Below are 18,723 nucleotides of genomic sequence, written 5' to 3'. Positions count from 1 at the left end.
GTGCGTCCGTGAGAAACACGGAAGGCCGCCCCTCGGGGCGGCCTTCGCGTCGGTAGTGTCGTTTACGTACGCGCGAGGAGTGGGCCGCCCGGAGCGGTCCACCACCAGTTCTGGTTCGAGTGCGCGTACATGCTGCGCACCTTAGCCCAGATCGCCCTCCAGGCGCAGGATCCGTCTCATGACACGGTATGAACCATGGATTCCGTATTTTCGGGCTCCGTCAACCTTCGAGCCACTTCCGTCTCACCAGGTGGTCGGAAGGCTGGACGTGACGAATGACGACGTAATGTTTACGAGGTGACCGTGAACGCTGAAACCCAAGCCCTCGCCGCCAAGGCGACCTGGCGAGACCTTCCCGCGGCGCAGCAGCCTTCGTACCCCGATGCCGAGGCTCTGCGCGCTGTCGTCGCGGACCTCGAGTCGTATCCGCCGCTCGTCTTCGCGGGCGAGTGTGACCAGCTGCGCGCCCGACTGGGAGCCGTCGCCAAGGGCGAGGCGTTCCTGCTCCAGGGCGGCGACTGTGCCGAGGCCTTCGACGCCGTGTCCGCCGACCACATCCGCGCCAAGCTGAAGACGCTGCTCCAGATGAGCGCCGTCCTGACGTACGCGGCCTCCGTGCCCGTCGTGAAGGTCGGCCGCATCGCGGGCCAGTACTCCAAGCCGCGCTCCAAGGACACCGAGACCCGCGACGGCATCACCCTGCCGACCTACCGCGGTGACTCCGTCAACGGCTTCGCCTTCACCGAAGAGGCCCGGATCCCGGACCCCGAGCGGCTGAAGCGCATGTACCACGCGTCCGCGTCGACGCTGAACCTGGTGCGCGCCTTCACCACCGGTGGCTACGCCGACCTGCGCCAGGTGCACGCCTGGAACCAGGACTTCGTGAAGTCCTCCCCGTCCGGGCAGCGCTACGAGCAGCTCGCGCGGGAGATCGACAACGCGCTGAACTTCATGAAGGCCTGTGGCACCGACCCGGCCGAGTTCAAGGCCGTCGAGTTCTACGCCTCCCACGAGGCGCTGCTGCTCGACTACGAGGGCGCGCTGACCCGTACGGACTCCCGTACCGGCAAGCTGTACGACACCTCCGGCCACATGGTCTGGATCGGCGAGCGCACCCGCCAGCTGGACCACGCGCACATCGAGTTCTGCTCGCAGATCGCCAACCCGATCGGCATCAAGCTCGGCCCCACCACCACGGTGGACGAGGCGCTGACCTACATCGACCGCCTGGACCCCGAGCGCGAGCCGGGCCGGCTGACCTTCGTCGTCCGCATGGGCGCCGACAAGGTCCGCGACAAGCTCCCCGAGCTCGTCGAGAAGGTCACCGCTTCCGGTGCGACCGTCGTCTGGGTCACCGACCCGATGCACGGCAACACCTTCGAGGCGGCCTCCGGCCACAAGACGCGTCGTTTCGACGACGTGCTCGACGAGGTCAAGGGCTTCTTCGAGGTCCACAAGGGCCTCGGCACCCACCCGGGCGGCATCCACGTCGAGCTCACCGGTGACGACGTCACCGAGTGCGTGGGCGGCGGCGACGAGATCTTCGTCGACGACCTGCACCAGCGCTACGAGACGGCCTGCGACCCGCGGCTCAACCGCAGCCAGTCCCTGGACCTGGCGTTCCTGGTCGCCGAGATGTACCGCGACCAGTAAGCAGCGACCGGCGGGCAGCAGCCTGTGACGATGGGGCGCGGATCGATGTGATCCGCGCCCCATCCTCGTATCCGGGTCTTTTAGGGAACCCTAACTTTGGGTACGGTTAGGTAAGCCTCACCGATCTAGGGGATGGCTCGAAGAACCATTCCGCCCAGGGAGGTGAACCGCGTGTACGTCTGCTCGTGTTTCGGGATCACCGACAAGCAGGTCAAGGACCACGCGGCTGCCGGGGCCTGCACCCCGCGCCAGATCGCCTCGGCCACCAAGGCCGGCACGGACTGCGGCTCCTGCGTGCGCACCATCCAGGGCATACTCGGCCGCGGTGCCTGCCCGCGCCGCGAGCAGCTGGACAAGGGCAACGCCGCGGCCGTCCTCGCCGCGGACCCGGAGCTGGCGGCGGTGGCCGCACCCGCGCCGGTGGCCGCACCGGAGCCGGTGCTCGCGCCGCAGCCGGTGCTCGTGCCGCGGCTGGCAGAAGCGGCCTAGTCCTCCCGGAAGGGCGGGATCAGCTCGGCTGCTCGATCAGCTGCGCGATGTACAGCGGCTCGCCCAGGGACTCGATGAGCTCCAGCTGGGTGTCGAGGTAGTCGATGTGGTGCTCCTCGTCCTCCAGGATCTCCTCGAAGAGCCGCGCGGAGGTGATGTCGCCCTTGCCCCGCATGACCTCGATACCGCGCTTGAGGCGGTCGATGGCCTCGACCTCGACCTGGCGGTCGGCCTGGAACATCTCCGTGATCGTCTGGCCGACGCGCACGTGGAAGAGGCGCTGGTAGTTCGGCAGGCCGTCCAGCATGAGGATGCGTTCGGTGATCTTGTCCGCGTGCTTCATCTCGTCGATGGATTCTTCACGCGTGTACTTGGCGAGCTTGGTCCAGCCCTTGTTGTCCTGGATGCGGTAGTGCAGCCAGTACTGGTTGATGGCCGTCAGCTCGCCGGTCAGCTGCTCGTTCAGAAACTCAAGGACCTCGGGGTCGCCCTGCATCGCAGAGGCTCCTTCCAGGCAATGTCAGCTATGTGACGGGGCAGGTGCGCGCATCCTTGCACCGCCACTGGGGAGCGTCCAGTAAGTGCCTCCTTAGTGGGAGTTGCCGTGACTTGCCCGGAAAGTGGCCCGCATTGGCCCAGACCTGGTCATGACCACCCCGCCAAGTCTGTCACCATGGAGTCATGGGTCAGCCGGAAAGCCGGGAATCTCCGGGAGCGCAGCAGCCGGAGCTCCCTCCGGGGCAGCGGATCCAGCGTGGCTGGCCCGTCACCCACTACGGGCCCGTACCGAAGTTCAAGCCGGAGCGCTGGGAGTTCCGCGTCTTCGGGGCCACGGCCGACGGTGAGAAGCACTGCTGGAACCACGAGGAGTTCACGGCCCTGCCGTTCGAGTCGGTGGTGGCGGATCTCCACTGCGTGACGAAGTTCAGCATGCAGGGCGCCGAATGGGGCGGCGTGCTCGCCCGTACCGTGCTCGCCCTCGCACCGCCCGCCCCGCAGGTCACGCACGTGATGGTGTGGGCCGAGTACGGCTTCAGCTCCAACTTGCGGCTGGCCGACTTCGCTTCCGACCGGACCGTCTTCGCCACCCACGAGGGCGGTGAACTGCTCACCGCCGAGCACGGGTTCCCGCTGCGGCTCGTCGTCCCGCACCTGTACGCCTGGAAGGGCCCCAAGTGGGTCCGGGGGATCGAGTACATGACCGCGGACCGTCGGGGCTTCTGGGAAGAGCGCGGTTACCACAACATCGGCGACCCCTGGCGCGAACAGCGTTACTCCTACCAGGAGGAGCCGGGGGACGGCCCGGAGCTGTAGCGGACGCCGTCGGGGATTCGCCCGATGGTGGTACTGCTCAGTGGTGGTACTGGTGGACGACCGCGTGACCCTTGCCGCGGCCGATCATCCACTTGTTGACCGGGGTGGTGAGGACGAAGGCGATCGCGAGCGAGATCGCGAGCACGATCCAGAACAGCGCGTCCGAGAGGTGCGCGTCCATCGCGCCGGGCCACAGGGCGATCACCCCGTTGTCGATCAGCTCCATGACGGCGATCGAGAGGGTGTCGGCGGCCAGGGCCACCCGGATGGCCGTACGGAAGTCGACGCCGGCCGAGAGGATCCCGCGCAGGGTGAGGGCGTAACCGAAGAAGAACGCCAGCACGATCGCCAGGATCATGGTCGACACGTTGCCCCAGCCGAGCGCGGTACCGATGATCATGCCGAGGATCTCGCCGATGGCGCAGCCGGTGAGGCAGTGGAGCGTGGCCTGCGCGGCCATGGCCCAGCTGACCTTGCCGGGGGCGTGGTGGCCGTGGCGGGCGTGCGCGTCGTGGTCGCCGTGTGAGTCGTGCCCGGCGTGTCCACTGTGGTCTTCGTGACCCGCGTGACCCGTGTGACCCGCGTGGCCGACGTGACCCTCGTGACCTGCGGGGTCACCGTGTCCGGCGTGGCTGCCGTGCTGCTCGTGGTTGGCGTGCCCGGTGTGGCCCTCGTGCTCGCCGTGCCCGCCGTGCTGCTCGTGTCCGTGGTGCTGATGGTGCTCATGGCCTGCGTGCGTCTGCTCCATGACAACAACCCCCTCGTGGGAATGCCGGGTGGCGGTCCCGTCGACAGACAGAACCGTATACCCCCCTGGGGTATTCCTCAAGGGATCATCGGATCACCCGGTGCCGCGCAGCTCCTTCAACAGCGCCACGTCCGCCGCGTGCCCTTCCTTGCCGCCGGGCGTCTCGATGACCAGCGGTACGCCCTCCATCGCCGGATGCGTGAACAGCTCCGCGAAGGCCTCCCGGCCGATGTGGCCCTGGCCGATCTGCGCGTGCCGGTCCTTGTGGGCGCCGACGCCCTCCTTGGAGTCGTTCGCGTGGACCAGCTTCAGTCGGCCCTCGCCGACCGTGTCCACGAGCAGGTCGAGGGTCTGCTTGGTGCCGCCCGGCTCCGCCAGGTCATGGCCTGCCGCGAAGACGTGGCACGTGTCCAGGCAGATCCCCAGCATCGGATGGCGGTCGAGCGCCTCGAAGTACGGGCCGAACTCCTCGGCCGTCGAGCACAGCGAGGAACCCTGCCCCGCCGTGGACTCCAGCAGCAGGAAGGGGTCGTCGTCGTGCGTCAGCTCGTCCAGCAGCGGCAGCATGTGCTCCCTGATCTGCGCGTACGCCGCCTCGCGCGGCCGCCCGCCGGTCGCCGAGCCGGTGTGCACGACCACCCCGAGCGCACCGATCTCCCGTCCGCGGCGCAGTGAGTGGCGCAGCGACTCCACCGACTTCTCCACGGTCGCCTCGGTGTGGGAGCCGAAGTTGATCAGGTAGGGCGCGTGCACGTAAGCCGGGATGGACCCGGCCTCGCACTCCGCCCGGAACCGTTCGTCCTGCGCCGGGTTGCCGACCGGGGTGGCCCAGCCGCGCGGATTGGCGACGAAGACCTGGACGGCCTCGGCGCCCATCTCGCGGGCGTAGGTCAGCCCGACCGAGGCGAGGCCGCCCGCCACGGGGACGTGCCCGCCCACTGGATTGCGTATCACTGCGGCCTACAGCCCCTTGGTCTTGATGGTGATCGTGCTGCCCTCGGGGGCGGTCTGCCCGGCCGGTACCGACTGGGTGTCCACGGTGTTGCTGAAGGAGAGGAAGGGCTTCTCCACCTTCACCTTGAAGCCCGCGGCCTCCAGCGTCTTGCGGGCCGCGTCCACCTCCTGGCCGGTCACGCCCGGGACCGGGAGCTGGCGGGGGCCCTTGGACACGGTCAGCGTGATGGTGTCACCGGCCGCGGCCTGGGCGCCCGCGCTCACCGACTGGTTGGCGACCGTACCGGCCGCGGCGGGGGAGTTGACCTGTTCGGGGGCCGTCTCGACCTTGAAGCCCAGGCCCTCCAGGCTCGCCTTCGCCTGGTCGGCGGGGAGCCCCACCACGCTCGGGACGCCGACCGGACGGCCCTTGCTCACCACCAGCGAGACCGCGGTGTCGGGCGCGCGCTTCTCGCCGCCCGTCGGGTCGGTGCTGATCACCGAGCCCTGCGCGACGTCCTGGCTGAAGGCCTGGGTGACGATGCCCGGAGCCAGCCCGGCCTTCGTCAGCTCGTTCTTGGCCTCCTCCAGCGGGCGGTCCTTCAGGTTGGGCACGGCCACGACCTGGGGGCCGCGGGAGATGACGATCTTCACGGCGCCGTTGCCGCGGATGCGCTTGCCGCCCGGAGGGTCGGTGTCCATCACCGTCCCGCGGTCGAAGGCGTCGCTGAACTTCCGCTCGACGCCCTTCACCCCGAGCCCGGCCGCGGACAGCTGGGAGCGCGCCTGGGCCTCACTCTTGCCGAGCAGGTTCGGGACCTTGGTGAACTGACCCGAGCTGATGTACCAGACGCCCGTGCCCAGACCGAGGGAGAGCAGGACCCCCGCGATGACCAGGAGCACACCGCGGCGCGGCAGCCGGGAGGAGGCGGCTGCCGGCCGGTGCGTCGCCGGCGGCGGAGTCGGAGGCATCTCCAGGCGGGAGGTGTGGTGCACGGGCTGCTGCGCCGTCACCGGACGCGGGATCACGCCGGTGCGGTCCTCGGCGGACGACCGTTCGTCGGCCCGCGCCTGCGGCGGTACGGCGTCCAGCTCGGCGTCGCCGAGCTGCGCACGGGCCTCGATGACGAGGCCGAGCAGGGCGGCGGCGTCGTACGGCCGCAGCTCCGGGTTGCGCGCGGCGGCCTGCGCGACGAGCTCGTCGAGCCCGACGGCCAGCCCGGGGACGGCGGCCGAGGGAGGCGGCACGTCCTCGTGGAGGTGCTGGTACAGCACCTGGGCGGGCGTCCCGCCGGTGTGGGGCTTGGCCCCGGTCAGCATCTCGTACAGCACGACACCGCAGGCGTAGACGTCCACGCGGGTGTCGGCGACGCCGTTCTCGATCTGCTCGGGGGCCAGGTAGGAGACGGTGCCGAGGACGGAGCCGGTGGTGTTGGTGACGGAGTCCACGGAGCGGACCAGCCCGAAGTCGGCCACCTTGACCCGGCCGTCGTCACCGATCAGGACGTTCTCGGGCTTCATGTCACGGTGCACGAACCCGGCCCGGTGCGCCGCGCCGAGGGCGGCGAGGACGGGTTCGAGGATGTCGAGGGCGGCCCGCGGCCGCAGCGCGCCGCGCTCGCGGAGCACGTCGCGCAGGGTGCAGCCGGAGACGTACTCCATGGCCAGGAACACGTACGGCCCGTCCGTGCCCTGGTCGAACACCGAGACCACGTTGGGGTGCGCGAGCCGCGCCACGGACTTGGCCTCCCGGATGAACCGGTCGACGAAGGCCGCGTCCGCGGCGAGGGCCGGGTGCATCACCTTCAGCGCGAGCACGCGGTCGAGCCGGGTGTCGACGGCCCGGTAGACCGTTGCCATGCCGCCGGCCGCGATGCGGGCGTCGATGCGGTAGCGGCCGTCGAGCACGCGCCCGACGAGGGGGTCATCCAGGGTCGTATCCACCCGCCGATTCTATTGGCGGGCGGACGCGACCCGACGGGCGCGGTCGTTCTTGCAGCCCAGCTGTGACGTGGGCGGGGTACGGGGTCACGCGCGGGCGGGGCCTCCACCCCCACGGCCCGCACCGGCGCGACGGCGGCTGCCCACCCGCCCCCTCGGGTGCGGGTGGGGTGTGGTGGCGGCGGTCACGGCCTCGCGGATGGGCGGGTCGGGGGTGGGCGTGGTCGTTGTCGACCACAAGAGCCCAGGCGGCAGGAAGGGCGCGTCAAATCGCTACGCGCTCCTCCACGACGGCGTCTGCGACCCGTCCTGGGCTGGTCATAAGCCGCGACGGATCGCTACGTGCTCCTCATTCCCGGCGTCCGACGGCCGTCCGGAGCTGATGTCTCGACACGGGTGATTTTCTCGAACTGTCAAGTCCCGAGAACGCGGGGCGTGACGCGATGCGCTCGCCCCGGGCTCAATTGGGCTCTGGGTAAGGCCGTCCGGCCATCTCTTTTTCCCTATCTCAAAGGAGGTGAATTCTCATGACTCACGCATCCCGCGTACAGCGTCTCGCCATCCTCGCAGCCTCGAGCGCCTTGGTCGCGGCGGGCGCGTTGGTGCCCTCCAGCGCATTCGCGGCGCCGGCGGCATCGCACGCCAAAACCGTGACTGCGACGACGTCCAATAGCGGCGATCGGGATTGGGGCTGGGGCTATTGCCATCAAAACCGTCACGACCGCCACGGCTGGGACTGGGATTGGGGCTGGGGCTGGGGGTGGGGCGTTTGCTACGACCACCACAACCACCACCACAAGCATCACCACTACTGGGACGACTGAGGAAGTCGCGTCGAACGGAAATTGACCTGAGAGTCCGGGCCGGATGGCGCAACCCATCCGGCCCGGACCGTCAAATGCAGGAAGCGACCCAGGACGAGGGCCAGTCGCGGCGCCGACCGACCGGGGCCCCGACATCGGTCACCCCTGACCGCCCACGCGGCAAGGCCCCGCGTGACCGCCGCCCCGGCATCCCGGCCCGAACGGACAGCGCCCCCTTCAGAACGCCGGCCGCTCCGGGTCCAGCGTGGCGCGGCCCTCCGTGGGGGACGAGGCTTCCGCGAAGCGGCGTTGGGGGATGCGGCCCGCGCGGTGGGCGAGGCGGCCGGCCGAGACCGCGTCGCGCATGGCCGCCGCCATCAAGGCGGGGGACTGGGCGCGGGTGACGGCCGAGGCGAGCATGACCGCGTCGCAGCCGAGTTCCATGGCGAGGGCCACGTCCGAGGCCGTGCCGGCGCCGGCGTCGAGGATGACCGGGACGCCCGCCCGTTCGGTGATCAGCTCGAAGTTGTGCGGGTTGCGGATGCCCATGCCCGAGCCGATCGGGGAGCCGAGCGGCATGATCGCCGCGCAGCCCACGTCCTCCAGCTTGCGGGCCAGCACCGGGTCGTCGTTGGTGTACGGGAGGACGGTGAAGCCCTCGTCGACCAGGATCTCGGCCGCGTCGAGGAGTTCGACCCCGTCCGGGAGGAGGGTCCGCTCGTCCGCGACGACCTCCAGCTTGATCCAGTCCGTGCCCAGCGCCTCCCGGGCGAGGCGCGCCGTCAGGACGGCCTCGCCCGCCGTGAAGCAGCCCGCCGTGTTGGGGAGGACCGCGATGCCGAGCTTGGTGAGGACGGAGAGGACGGATCCCTGGACCGTCGGGTCCAGGCGGCGCATCGCGACGGTCGTGAGTTCCGTGCCGGAGGCGACGAGTGCGCGCTCCAGGACGTCCAGGCTCGGGGCCCCGCCCGTGCCCATGATCAGGCGGGAGGAGAAGGTCCGGCCGCCGAGGGTGAAGAGGTCGTCCGCCATCTCGCTCAGCCTCCCTGGACCGCGGTGAGGATTTCGACCCGGTCGCCTTCGCCCAGCGCCGTGGCCGGCCACTGGCCGCGCGGGACGACGGTCTCGTTGAGCGCGGCAGCGACGCCGGAGGGGGCGGTGGTGAGGGTGGCGACCACCGAGTCGAGGGTGGTGCCGGCCGCGATCTCGCGCGGCTCGCCGTTGACGGAGATGGTCATGCGTAGGACTCCTGACGTGCGGCGGAGAACCGGCGGGGGGAGAAGGGGCGGGCGATCGGCGGGAGTTCGCCGGTGGTCAGCAGCTCCGCGAGTACGTCGCCGGTGAGGGGGGTGAGGAGGACCCCGTTGCGGTAGTGGCCGGTGGCCAGGTGCAGGCCCGGCAGCTCGGTCGGGCCGAGCAGCGGGGCGTTGTCGGGGGAGCCGGGGCGCAGGCCGGCCCTGGTCTCGACGAGGGGGAGTTCGGTGATGCCGGGTACCAGTTCGTGGGCGTCGCGGAGGAGTTCGTAGACCCCGCCGGCGGTGACGGTGGTGTCCCAGCCGAGTTCCTCGCTGGTGGCGCCGAGGACGAGTTCCCCGTTCTCGCGCGGCACCAGGTAGACGTGGCTGCCGCGTACGACGGCCCGCACGGTCCGGGAGAGGAACGGCGCGTACGCCGGTGGTACGGCGAGCCGCAGGACCTGGCCCTTGACGGGCCGGACGGGTACGGCCGCCTCCGGCGGTACGCCGGGCAGCTTGCAGCTGAGGGAGCCGGCGGCCAGGACCACCTGGTTCGCGCGCAGCTCCGTACCGTCGTCGAGCACGGCGCCGGCCGCGCGGTCGGCGGTGACCAGGAGCCGTTCCGCGTTGGCCCGGTGGATGATCACCCCGGCCCGCTCGCAGGCGGCCAGCAGGGCGGCCGCGAGCCGGCGCGGGTCGACCTGGTGGTCGCCGTCCACGCGCAGGCCGCCGCGGACGCCGGGGGCGAGCATGGGCTCCAGGCGGCGGCACTCGCGGCCGGTGAGCCACTCCGACTCCAGGCCGCAGCGGCGCTGCAGGGCGTGGAGTTCCCGCAGGTGGAGGCGGTCGTCGGAGTCGAGGGCGACGGCGAGGGTGCCGCAGGCGCGGTAGCCGATGTCCATGCCGCCGCTGGCTTCGGCGAGCTCGGCGGCGAACCGCGGATAGCGCTCGGCGGAGGCGAGGCCGAGGCCGAGCAGGGACTCCTCGCCGTAGTGGAGTTCGGTGACCGGGGCGAGCATCCCGGCCGCGACCTGGGCGGCGCCGCCGCCGGGGGCGGGGTCGGCGAGTACGGTGCGCAGGCCGCGCTCGGCGGCCCGCCAGGCGGTGACCAGGCCGATGATGCCGCCGCCGATGACGAGGACGTCGGATCCGGCTCCGGATCCCGTACCGGGTCCGGTTCCGGATCCCGCTTCGGGTTCTGTTCGATTCCGAGATGAAAACATGGGCGTCCAGCCCCTCCCTTCGCCGGCATGACCCGGATCAGGTTCGTACGGTCGGAGGCCGTCCAGCCTCCCTCTCAGCCCGGTGCGCCGGACTCCCGCGATAGGTACGGTGGCCAGACTAACCCGGCCGTCGACGGCGGGTAAGGCGGCACCTATTCCTGACGGAGCGTCAGATGATTAGGGTGGCCGGGTGAGTGAGCAGACGGAGAACAATCAGAGCGGCGTCGTGATCGTCGGCGCCGGAATGGCCGGTGTGCAGACCGCGGTGGCCCTGCGGGAGCAGGGCTACGCCGGCCCCGTGACCCTGCTGGGCGCCGAACCGCACCAGCCCTACGACCGGCCCCCGCTCTCCAAGGCGGTCCTGCTCGGCAAGGCCGAGGACTCCGCCTTCGACGTGGACTTCGAGGGGCTCGGCATCGAGCTCAGGCTCGGCACCGAGGTCACCGGGCTGCGGGCCGGCGAGCGGGAACTGGACACCGAGGCCGGTCCGGTCCCGTACGAGGTCCTCGTGCTGGCCACCGGAGCCGAACCGCTGACCCTGCCGGGGACCGAGGGCGTTCCCGGCGTACACCTGCTGCGCACCCTCGACGACGCGGCCCGGCTGCGGCCGGTCCTGGCCGAGGCCCCCTCGGTCGTGGTCGTCGGGGCGGGCTGGATCGGCGCCGAGTTCGCCACCGCGGCCCGGGAGGCGGGCTGCGCGGTGACGGTGGTCGAGGCCGCCGAGCGGGTGCTGGCGGGGGCGCTGCCCGAGGAGGTCGCCGCGCCGATGGGGCGCTGGTACGCGGAGGCGGGCGCCGAACTGGTCACCGGCGCGAAGGTCGCCGGGGTCGAGGCCGGGCGGGTGCTGCTGGCGGACGGCCGCGAGCTGCCGGCCGGGGCGGTGGTGGTGGGCATCGGCGCCCGCCCCGCCACCGGATGGCTGGCCGGGACCGGGGTGGAGCTCGGGCCGGACGGGTCGGTCACCGCGGACGAGCACCTGCGTACCTCCCTGCCGGGGGTCTACGCGGTCGGCGACTGCGCGTCGTTCCCCTCGGGGCGGTACGGGGCGCGGCTGCTGGTGCACCACTGGGACAACGCGCTGCAGGGGCCGCGGGCGGTCGCGGCGAACATCCTGGCGGGGGGTGGGGAACCGGGTGAGGTGTACGACCCGGTCCCGTACTTCTGGTCCGAGCAGTTCGGGCGCTTCGTGCAGTACGCCGGGCACCACGGCGGGGCGGACGAGCTGCTGTGGCGGGGGGACCCGGCCGGTGAGGCCTGGTCGGTGTGCTGGCTGAAGGGCGGGGCGCTGGTCGCGGTGCTCGCGGTGGGGAGGCCGCGGGACCTCGCGCAGGGGCGGCGGCTGATCGAGACGGGGGTGCCGGTGGACCCCGCGAAGGTCTCCGACCCCGGGGTCGCGCTGAAGTCGGCGGTCGTCGCGTAGCCGTGTGACCGGTGGGGCGGGGTGGGGGTGCCGCTGCGCGGAGCAGCTCCCCGCCCCGCCCTTTCTCCGTTTCCCGGGGCTCCGCCCCGGACCGCGATCCTCGAACGCCGGACGGGCTGGAAATGCCGGGGGCTACCCGGACGGGGTGGGTCAGGTACCGGCGGCGGAGTCGAGATGGCAGGCTTGGGGTGTGACCGAGATTGACGCAAAGATCGATGCCCTAGTCCCCTCCTGGCTGTACCTCCCCGACATCGCGGAGATGCTCGACATCGAGGTGACCCGGGTCCGCCAGATGGTCAAGGAAGGTCAGCTGGTCGCCGTGCGCCGCGGCGAGAACCGCTCCCTCCAGGTGCCCGCGCCGTTCATCGACGGCGACAAGGTCGTCAAGGGCCTGGTCGGCCTGCTGACGGTGCTCCGCGACGACGGCTTCTCCGACGAGGAGATCCTGGAGTGGATGTTCACTCCGGACCCGACCCTGCCCGGCACCCCCGCGCAGGCGCTGAGCGAGAATCGCGGCACGGAGGTCAAGCGCCGGGCTCAGGCGCTCGCCCTCTGAGTCGTTCCGACTGATCCATCTGTTCCACCGCGGTGTGCGGGCCGTCCGTGCCCGTGCACCGCGCTCCACCACGGGGGGTACACCCATGCAGCAGCTGTCCGACGCCCGGCTCTACCTGTGCACGGACGCCCGGAAGAAGCAGGGTGACCTCCCCGAGTTCCTGGACGCCGTGCTCGCCGGAGGCGTGGACATCGTCCAGCTCCGGGACAAGGGCATGGAGGCCGGGGAGGAGCTGGAGCACCTCCGGGTGTTCGCCGAGGCCGCCCGCCGGCACGGCAAGCTCCTCGCCGTGAACGACCGCGCCGACGTCGCCCACGCCATCGGCTCCGACGTCCTGCACCTGGGCCAGGGCGACATCCCCGTCCCCGCCGCCCGCGCCATCCTCGGCGAGGGCGTGCTGATCGGCCGTTCCTGCCACGCGGAGTCCGAGGTCGACGCGGCCGTCGCCGAGCCGGGCGTGGACTACTTCTGCACCGGCCCGTGCTGGCCCACCCCCACCAAGCCCGGCCGCTACGCCCCCGGCCTCGGGCTCGTCCGGTACGCGGCCTCGCTGGAGCAGGACCGGCCCTGGTTCGCCATCGGCGGCATCGACGCCTCGAACCTGGACGAGGTCCTGGACGCCGGAGCCACCCGCGTGGTGGTCGTCCGCGCCGTCACCGAGGCCTCCGACCCGGGTGCGGCCGCCGCCGAGCTGGCCAAGCGCGTAAGGGCCCGCATCGGCCAATAGCCCCGACGAGGTGTCCAAAAAGGTGTCCAAAAGACGGACACCACTTCGGGCTGCGCCACGCCGCGTCTAACCTGCCCGTATGGCCTTTGGTACCGCTTCCACCTGGTCGGACCGTGCACACACGGTCCGGGACCTCCTCGCGTCCGGGCGCTCCTACTCCTTCGAGTTCTGGGCGCCGAAGACCGAGAAGGGCGAACGCAACCTCTGGAACGCGCTGCGCCGGATCGAGGCGGTATCCCCGAGCTTCGTCTCCGTGACGTACGGAGCCGGCGGCTCCACCCGCGGCGGCACCGTCCGCGCCACCGAGCAGATCGCCTCGGACACCACCCTGACCCCCGTCGCGCACCTCACCGCGGTCGACCACTCGGTCGCCGAGCTGCGCCACGTCATCGGCCAGTTCGCCGACGCCGGCATCCGGAACATGCTCGTCCTGCGCGGAGACCCGCCGGGTGACCCCATGGGCGAGTGGGTGGCGCATCCCGAGGGCGTGCACTACGCCGCCGACCTCGTCCGACTCGTCAAGGAGTCCGGGGACTTCTGCGTGGGCGTCGCGGCCTTCCCCGAGATGCACCCGCGTTCGGCCGACTGGGACACGGACATCCGGCACTTCGTGGACAAGTGCCGCGCCGGCGCCGACTACGCCATCACGCAGATGTTCTTCGACCCGGAGAATTATCTGCGGCTGCGCGACAGCGTCGAGAAGGCGGGCTGCGAGACCCCGATCATCCCCGAGATCATGCCTGTTGTGGGCATCAAGCAGTTCGACCGACTGCCCCAGCTCACCAACGCGGTCTTCCCCGCGGACGTGAAAGAGCGCATGCTCGCGGTCAAGGACGACGCGGCCGCTGTACGCTCCATTGGCATCGAGTTCGCCACGGAGTTCTGCGCGCGGCTGCTGTCCGAGGGTGTACCGGGACTGCACTTCATCACGCTGAACAACTCCACGGCGACTCTCGAAATCTACGAGAACCTGGGCCTGCACCAGCGGGCCTGATCGGCCGTACGCCATGGGCGGCCGTACCGAGAGGGGCCACGCATGGGTATGACGGTCCTCTACATCGCGTTCGGCATCGTCGCGCTGTGGTTGCTCGCCGAGGTCCTGATGCAGTACAAGGCCCGGCTCCGCTGGCGCCTGCTCGCCTTCGCCGGGTTCCTCGGCGTGGTCGCCGGGGTCGTGCTGCCGTCGGTGCTGGTCATCGGCGCCGGCGCGGCCATGTTCGCCGCGGGCCAGACCCTCGTCACGCTCTCGTTCCGCAAGGGCTTCGTGGCCGGCTGGGCGCTGCGCCGCGGCGGGGAACCCGTACGGCAGACCCGGCGGCGCCGCTCCGGCGCCCCGGCGAAGCAGGAACCCTCCCTCCAGGTCACCGGGCTGGAGTACGAGGGCCAGGGCGACGGCAGCGGCGACGGCCGGGACCGTCCCGAGGCCCCGGAGGTCTACAGCCCGGAGCCGGTGCCCGAGGACACGGGGTCCTACGGGATCCAGAGCTTCGCACCCGGCCGGCCCGACCAGCCCGCCCATGACGCCGCGCAGACGGCGGCCTTCGCCTCGCCGTTCACCACGGCCGAGCAGGACGCCCACCAGTACGCCGCGTACTACGACCCCTCGCAGTCCCAGGGCGGCCAGGGCTACGACTACTCCAACGGCTACGCGGGGGGCGAGCAGCAGGTGTACGCCGCCTACTCGGACCCGTACATCGGCACCGGCGGGTCGGTCCCGCCCGGCGCCGACCCGTACGCCGCCGGCTACGCCCCCTACGGCGACCAGGCGCAGCAGCAGTACTCCATGGACACCCCGCCCGGCGGGGTGTGGGTCCCGCAGCAGCGGACCACCGACGCGTACGGGCAGCCGTACCCGCCGGAGGACCAGCAGCAGGGCTACCCGTACCCCTCCCAGGGCACCGGCGAGTACGAGCAGTACCGCTACTGACGGACCCCGCGGCTCACTGCGAGCCGCGGAACTCCGCACCCTCCACGATCAGCCCGGCCACCAGCGCCCCGGTCATCCCGGCGTGCGGCAGCCCGCCGCCCGGGTGCGCCCAGCCGCCCGCCAGGTACAGGCCGGGCACGGCCGTGGTGTTGGCCGGGTGGAGCAGGCGGCCCCCGGCCCCCGCGAGGGCGGGCGGGGGCACCGAGCCGCCGACCGCGCCCGTGGCCGCCTCGATGTCGGCGGGGGTGCGCACCTCCTGCCACAGCAGGCGCTCCCGTAGCCCTGGAACGGCCTTCTCGGCGAGTTCCAGGAGTTCCCCCTCCCCGGGCACCCGGGGGCCGCACACGGCGCTCACGGTGACCGCCTCGTGGTCCGCGTCGGGTCGGGTCGCGGGGTCGTCGGGGCGCATCACGGTGACGTCGGCGCCCTGCGCGTGGACCAGCGTGCGGTGGACGGCGTCGGCGGGGCGGGCCCCTCGCAGCGCGAGCAGCAGGGTGACCCGGCTGGGCACCCCCTCGCCGCGGGCGGGGACCGCCTCCGGGGGCCAGGGCAGGGACCGGGCCGGCAGCTGCCGCGGGTCGATCCCGCAGACCACGGAATCCGCCTCCACCTCGGTGCCGTCGGCCAGCAGCAGCCCGGAGGCCCGGCCGGCGGGCGCGAGCACCTCCCGTACCTCGGCGCCGAAGACGAAGGCGACCTTCCGCTCCAGGCAGCGCTCGTACACGGCGGTGGCCAGCGCCCGCATTCCGCCGCGCACGTACCAGCTGCCGAAGGTCTGCTCCATGTACGGGAGCACGGCCGCGGAGGCGGGCGCGCCGGCGGGGTCGATCCCGTACGAGCGGACCAGGCCCGTCAGTACTTCCCCGAGCGCGCCGCCCAGCTCCCGGTCGGCCACCTCGGCGAGGGTCGGAGTGCGGCGGCGCAGCAGGCCGCTCCTGCGCAGGGCGGGGTACGGGTCGGCGCCCAGCGTCCGCCGGGCCTCGTCCGTGCGCAGCGGCTCCTCCAGGAGCGGGCGGCGGGTGGCGTCCCAGGCGTCCCGGGCGCGGCCCAGCACTCCGTTCCAGCGCTCGCCCGCACCCGGGCCGAAGGCGGAGTCGAGGGCGGCGGCGACCCCGCCGCGCGAAGCGCCCGGCAGGGTGACGTCGATGCCGTGGTGGGGGAGGACGTGCCGGATGGCGGGATCCACCTGGACGGTGTCCACGCAGTCCTCCAGGGACCGCTTGCCGGTCTTCACGAACAGGTCGCGGTAGACGGCGGGCAGGTGGAGCAGTCCGGGCCCGGTGTCGAAGGCGAAGCCGTCGCGCTCGTACCTGCCGAGCGCTCCGCCGTAGGTGGTCCCGCGCTCGTACACCGTCACCAGGTGTCCTGCCACGGCCAGCCGGGCCGCCGTCGCCATCGCGCCCATCCCGGCGCCGATCACCGCAATTCGTGCCATGCGGCCGAGCCTATCGAGCCCGGTCAGCGGTACGGCGGGGCCCCGGCGGTCTCGCGGGCCCCGGTGCCCAGGCGCTTCTCCTCGCGGCGCTGGGCGCGCCGGCGCATGAAGCGGCGGATCTTGGTCCAGAGGAAGACCAGCAGGGCCAGGCCGGCGGCGAGCATGACGGCCACGATGGTCGCGGCGGCCCCCGGGTGGAAGATCGCGAAGGTGACGATGGCGGCCACGCCGAGGTCCTCGGCCGTGCTCACCAGGATGTTGCTGAACGGCTCCGGCGAGGTGTTGATCGCCATCCGGGTGCCGGCCTTGATGAAGTGGCTGATCAGCGCGGTGGAGCCGCCGATGGCGCCGGCGGCGATGTCGGAGAGCGAACCGCTCTGGCCCGCCAGCAGGGCTCCCACCACCGCGCCGGACACGGGGCGGATCACGGTGTGGACCGAGTCCCATACCGAGTCCACGTACGGGATCTTGTCGGCGACCGCCTCGCAGAGGAACAGCACGCCGGCGACGATCATGACGTCGGTGCGTTGTAGCGAAGCGGGGACCTCGTCGGTCATGCCGGTCGCGCCGAAGATGCCGAGCAGGAGGACCACGGCGTACGCGTTGACCCCACTGGCCCAGCCGCTGGTGAAGACCAGGGGGAGCACATTCACGCGATCATCATGCCGCAGTCGTGGGCCGAACGGGTGTGGATCGCGTGCGGAATCGGGGAGCGGGACGGTGACGGGGCGCACAACGACGAGGGGACGGCCACCGGGCGGCGGCCGTCCCCTCGTGCACGTTGATTCCGGGGCCGGTGGTGCTACTGCCCCTGCTCGTCACGGCGGCGCTGCCACCGTTCCTCGATGCGGGTCATCATCGACCGACGCCGGCGGTCCCGGCCGTGGGCCGAACCGCCTGTACTGCCGGAGACGGGCTGCTCGCCAGGCTTGGGTGCCTTGCGCCAACCGGTGACCACGAGAACCGTGCATCCGAGCATGACGAGGAAGCCCACCACGCTGATCCAGAGCACGTTCGGAATGATCACACCGGTCATGAGGAGCGCGATACCCACCACAATGCCTGCGACTGCCTGGTAGACCCGTCGCCGGGTGTACGTACGCAGTCCGCTTCCCTCAAGCGCTGTCGCGAACTTGGGATCTTCGGCGTACAGCGCTCGCTCCATCTGCTCGAGCATTCGCTGCTCGTGCTCCGAGAGCGGCACGGGAGTCCTCCTCATCCGTCGGTCGCGGGGGGTAGCGACCAGGGGTCCCCTTCAGGATAGGCGGGGAACCGCCCCCGTGATACCCGCCCTCTATGCCACGTTCCTAAAAAAGCACTGCCGGAAAGAACTGCATGTCCGTCCGGCTCCGTGAGCGGCCACTGAGGCGCTTATTCCCCAATGATCCGTCCGCCATGCCGTTCGGTTACCCGATCATACGGGGCCGAGCGTCGTGGCGGAGGGTGTGTGGCCGACTCCATGCGATGAAGATCGCAGATCAGCCCTGCTTCTCGCCCAGTACGTGCAGCTGAGTGGCGACGGCGTGGAAGGCGGGGAGCTCCGCGGCGGCTTCCTCCAGGCGGAGCAGAGCCTCCACGGCCCCCGGCTCGGTGTCCACCAGGACGCCCGGGACGAGGTCGGCGAAGATCCGTACGCCGTGGACCGAACCGACCTCCAGGCCGGCCCCGCCGACCAGCTCGGAAAGCTGTTCGGCGGTGAAGCGGCGCGGCACCGGGTCGCCGGAGCCCCAGCGGCCGGCCGGGTCGGTGAGGGCGGTGCGGGCCTCGGTGAAGTGGCCGGCCAGCGCGCGGGCGAGCACGGCCCCGCCGATGCCGGCGGCCAGCAGGCTGAGGGTGCCGCCGGGACGCAGGGCGGAGACCGCGTTGGCCACGCCCTCGGCCGGGTCGTCGACGTACTCCAGCACGCCGTGGCAGAGCACCACGTCGTACGCGCCCTGCTCGACGACGTCCAACAGGCCCTGGGCGTCGCCCTGGACGCCGCGGACCAGGTCGGAGAGACCCGCCTCGGAGACCCGGCGCTCCAGCCCGAACAGCGCGTTCGGGCTGGGGTCGACCACGGTGACCCGGTGGCCCAGGAGGGCCACCGGCACCGCGAACTTGCCCGTGCCGCCACCGGTGTCGAGCACGTCCAGCACATCCCGCCCGGTCGCCTTCACCCGGCGGTCGAGGGCCTCCTTGAGGACCTCCCACACCACGGCGGTGCGAAGGGAGGCGCGGGGGCGGGAATTGTCCGACACGGCTGATGGCTCCTCGGCGCGCTAGGGAATCGGGTGGGCCGTCAGTGCCCCACCCGGTCCCACCCTATTGCCTTGCGCAGTC

Annotated in this window: 21 protein-coding genes and 1 riboswitch; of the genes, 9 read left to right on the top strand and 12 right to left on the bottom strand. The window is 71.6% G+C overall.

The genetic code is table 11. From position 1 onward, the window contains the following. Positions 1 to 62: 62 nt before the first annotated feature. A complete protein-coding gene (locus tag ACFYYJ_RS22280) occupies positions 63 to 131 on the bottom strand; it encodes a trp operon leader peptide (RefSeq protein WP_202203957.1) in 69 nt (22 codons plus the stop codon). Between the two features lie 166 nt (positions 132 to 297). On the opposite strand from ACFYYJ_RS22280, the gene ACFYYJ_RS22275 reads away from it, so the two are divergent. Both ACFYYJ_RS22275 and ACFYYJ_RS22270 read left to right on the top strand, forming a co-directional pair. Continuing rightward, positions 298 to 1,653: a class II 3-deoxy-7-phosphoheptulonate synthase gene (locus ACFYYJ_RS22275; RefSeq protein ID WP_385130662.1), complete on the top strand. Its 1,356-nt coding sequence runs from the start codon at positions 298 to 300 to the stop codon at positions 1,651 to 1,653. 171 nt (positions 1,654 to 1,824) lie between these two features. Next, positions 1,825 to 2,142 (top strand): bacterioferritin-associated ferredoxin, encoded by a 318-nt coding sequence (locus ACFYYJ_RS22270; RefSeq protein ID WP_389134848.1) that lies wholly within the window; start codon positions 1,825 to 1,827, stop codon positions 2,140 to 2,142. Between the two features lie 19 nt (positions 2,143 to 2,161). Here ACFYYJ_RS22270 and bfr read toward each other — a convergent pair whose 3' ends face one another. Beyond that, on the bottom strand, positions 2,162 to 2,638 hold the full coding sequence (gene bfr, locus ACFYYJ_RS22265) for a bacterioferritin (RefSeq protein WP_030707395.1): 477 nt from the start codon (positions 2,636 to 2,638) through the stop codon (positions 2,162 to 2,164). Positions 2,639 to 2,823: 185 nt separating this feature from the next. Here bfr and ACFYYJ_RS22260 point away from each other — a divergent pair, with 185 nt between their 5' ends. Continuing rightward, positions 2,824 to 3,456: a sulfite oxidase-like oxidoreductase gene (locus ACFYYJ_RS22260; protein WP_385130660.1), complete on the top strand. Its 633-nt coding sequence runs from the start codon at positions 2,824 to 2,826 to the stop codon at positions 3,454 to 3,456. 37 nt (positions 3,457 to 3,493) lie between these two features. Here the strand turns inward: ACFYYJ_RS22260 and ACFYYJ_RS22255 are convergent, their stop codons facing one another. The 3 genes from ACFYYJ_RS22255 to pknB form a co-directional block, all read right to left on the bottom strand. Continuing rightward, positions 3,494 to 3,916, bottom strand: coding sequence for a DUF4396 domain-containing protein (locus ACFYYJ_RS22255; protein ID WP_385364166.1), 423 nt, complete (start codon positions 3,914 to 3,916; stop codon positions 3,494 to 3,496). A gap of 381 nt (positions 3,917 to 4,297) precedes the next feature. Next, the gene (locus ACFYYJ_RS22250; protein WP_385364167.1) at positions 4,298 to 5,155 is read right to left on the bottom strand and encodes a deoxyribonuclease IV; all 858 of its coding nucleotides are present in this window, start codon (positions 5,153 to 5,155) and stop codon (positions 4,298 to 4,300) included. Positions 5,156 to 5,164: 9 nt separating this feature from the next. Continuing rightward, positions 5,165 to 7,081: a Stk1 family PASTA domain-containing Ser/Thr kinase gene (gene pknB, locus ACFYYJ_RS22245; RefSeq protein ID WP_385130658.1), complete on the bottom strand. Its 1,917-nt coding sequence runs from the start codon at positions 7,079 to 7,081 to the stop codon at positions 5,165 to 5,167. Positions 7,082 to 7,605: 524 nt separating this feature from the next. Between pknB and ACFYYJ_RS22240 the strand changes: the two genes are divergently transcribed. Further along, positions 7,606 to 7,902: a hypothetical protein gene (locus ACFYYJ_RS22240; RefSeq protein ID WP_389134761.1), complete on the top strand. Its 297-nt coding sequence runs from the start codon at positions 7,606 to 7,608 to the stop codon at positions 7,900 to 7,902. Between the two features lie 216 nt (positions 7,903 to 8,118). Here ACFYYJ_RS22240 and ACFYYJ_RS22235 read toward each other — a convergent pair whose 3' ends face one another. From ACFYYJ_RS22235 to thiO, 3 genes are all read right to left on the bottom strand, one after another. Continuing rightward, positions 8,119 to 8,913, bottom strand: coding sequence for a thiazole synthase (locus tag ACFYYJ_RS22235; protein ID WP_385130654.1), 795 nt, complete (start codon positions 8,911 to 8,913; stop codon positions 8,119 to 8,121). A 5-nt stretch (positions 8,914 to 8,918) separates the two neighbouring features. Then, positions 8,919 to 9,119 (bottom strand): sulfur carrier protein ThiS, encoded by a 201-nt coding sequence (gene thiS, locus ACFYYJ_RS22230; RefSeq protein ID WP_384593944.1) that lies wholly within the window; start codon positions 9,117 to 9,119, stop codon positions 8,919 to 8,921. Continuing rightward, entirely contained in the window at positions 9,116 to 10,339 is a 1,224-nt protein-coding gene (gene thiO / locus ACFYYJ_RS22225) for a glycine oxidase ThiO (RefSeq protein WP_385130652.1), read from the bottom strand. Before thiO ends, thiS begins: the two co-directional genes overlap by 4 nt. Then, positions 10,337 to 10,448: riboswitch (TPP riboswitch) on the bottom strand. Its footprint overlaps the gene before it by 3 nt. Positions 10,449 to 10,529: 81 nt before the next feature. On the opposite strand from thiO, the gene ACFYYJ_RS22220 reads away from it, so the two are divergent. The 5 genes from ACFYYJ_RS22220 (at position 10,530) to ACFYYJ_RS22200 (ending at position 14,969) form a co-directional block, all read left to right on the top strand. Continuing rightward, positions 10,530 to 11,759, top strand: a complete 1,230-nt coding sequence (locus ACFYYJ_RS22220; protein WP_385364159.1) for an NAD(P)/FAD-dependent oxidoreductase — start codon at positions 10,530 to 10,532, stop codon at positions 11,757 to 11,759. Between the two features lie 190 nt (positions 11,760 to 11,949). Next, a complete protein-coding gene (locus ACFYYJ_RS22215) occupies positions 11,950 to 12,315 on the top strand; it encodes an Rv2175c family DNA-binding protein (protein WP_384593954.1) in 366 nt (121 codons plus the stop codon). An 85-nt stretch (positions 12,316 to 12,400) separates the two neighbouring features. After that, entirely contained in the window at positions 12,401 to 13,042 is a 642-nt protein-coding gene (gene thiE, locus ACFYYJ_RS22210) for a thiamine phosphate synthase (RefSeq protein ID WP_389134755.1), read from the top strand. A gap of 79 nt (positions 13,043 to 13,121) precedes the next feature. Continuing rightward, positions 13,122 to 14,036 (top strand): methylenetetrahydrofolate reductase [NAD(P)H], encoded by a 915-nt coding sequence (metF, locus tag ACFYYJ_RS22205; RefSeq protein WP_385130648.1) that lies wholly within the window; start codon positions 13,122 to 13,124, stop codon positions 14,034 to 14,036. Between the two features lie 42 nt (positions 14,037 to 14,078). Then, entirely contained in the window at positions 14,079 to 14,969 is an 891-nt protein-coding gene (locus ACFYYJ_RS22200; RefSeq protein ID WP_385130645.1) for a hypothetical protein, read from the top strand. A 13-nt stretch (positions 14,970 to 14,982) separates the two neighbouring features. Here ACFYYJ_RS22200 and ACFYYJ_RS22195 read toward each other — a convergent pair whose 3' ends face one another. The 4 genes from ACFYYJ_RS22195 to ACFYYJ_RS22180 form a co-directional block, all read right to left on the bottom strand. Continuing rightward, positions 14,983 to 16,404 carry a phytoene desaturase family protein gene (locus ACFYYJ_RS22195; RefSeq protein ID WP_389134751.1) on the bottom strand — a complete coding sequence of 474 codons (1,422 nt, stop codon included), beginning with the start codon at positions 16,402 to 16,404 and terminating at the stop codon, positions 14,983 to 14,985. A gap of 23 nt (positions 16,405 to 16,427) precedes the next feature. Further along, positions 16,428 to 17,057, bottom strand: a complete 630-nt coding sequence (locus ACFYYJ_RS22190) for a DUF4126 domain-containing protein (RefSeq protein ID WP_385364162.1) — start codon at positions 17,055 to 17,057, stop codon at positions 16,428 to 16,430. Between the two features lie 149 nt (positions 17,058 to 17,206). Then, the gene (locus ACFYYJ_RS22185) at positions 17,207 to 17,608 is read right to left on the bottom strand and encodes a DUF3040 domain-containing protein (protein ID WP_385130637.1); all 402 of its coding nucleotides are present in this window, start codon (positions 17,606 to 17,608) and stop codon (positions 17,207 to 17,209) included. Positions 17,609 to 17,882: 274 nt separating this feature from the next. Further along, complete coding sequence (locus ACFYYJ_RS22180) at positions 17,883 to 18,641, bottom strand: methyltransferase domain-containing protein (RefSeq protein WP_385130634.1); 759 nt, start codon at positions 18,639 to 18,641, stop codon at positions 17,883 to 17,885. Between the last annotated feature and the right edge of the window lie 82 nt (positions 18,642 to 18,723).

Source organism: Streptomyces sp. NPDC002467, assembly GCF_042889825.1.
Lineage (GTDB): Bacteria > Actinomycetota > Actinomycetes > Streptomycetales > Streptomycetaceae > Streptomyces.
The sequence above is the reverse complement of the archived record's forward strand: the minus strand, read 5'-3'. Positions and strand labels throughout refer to the sequence as shown.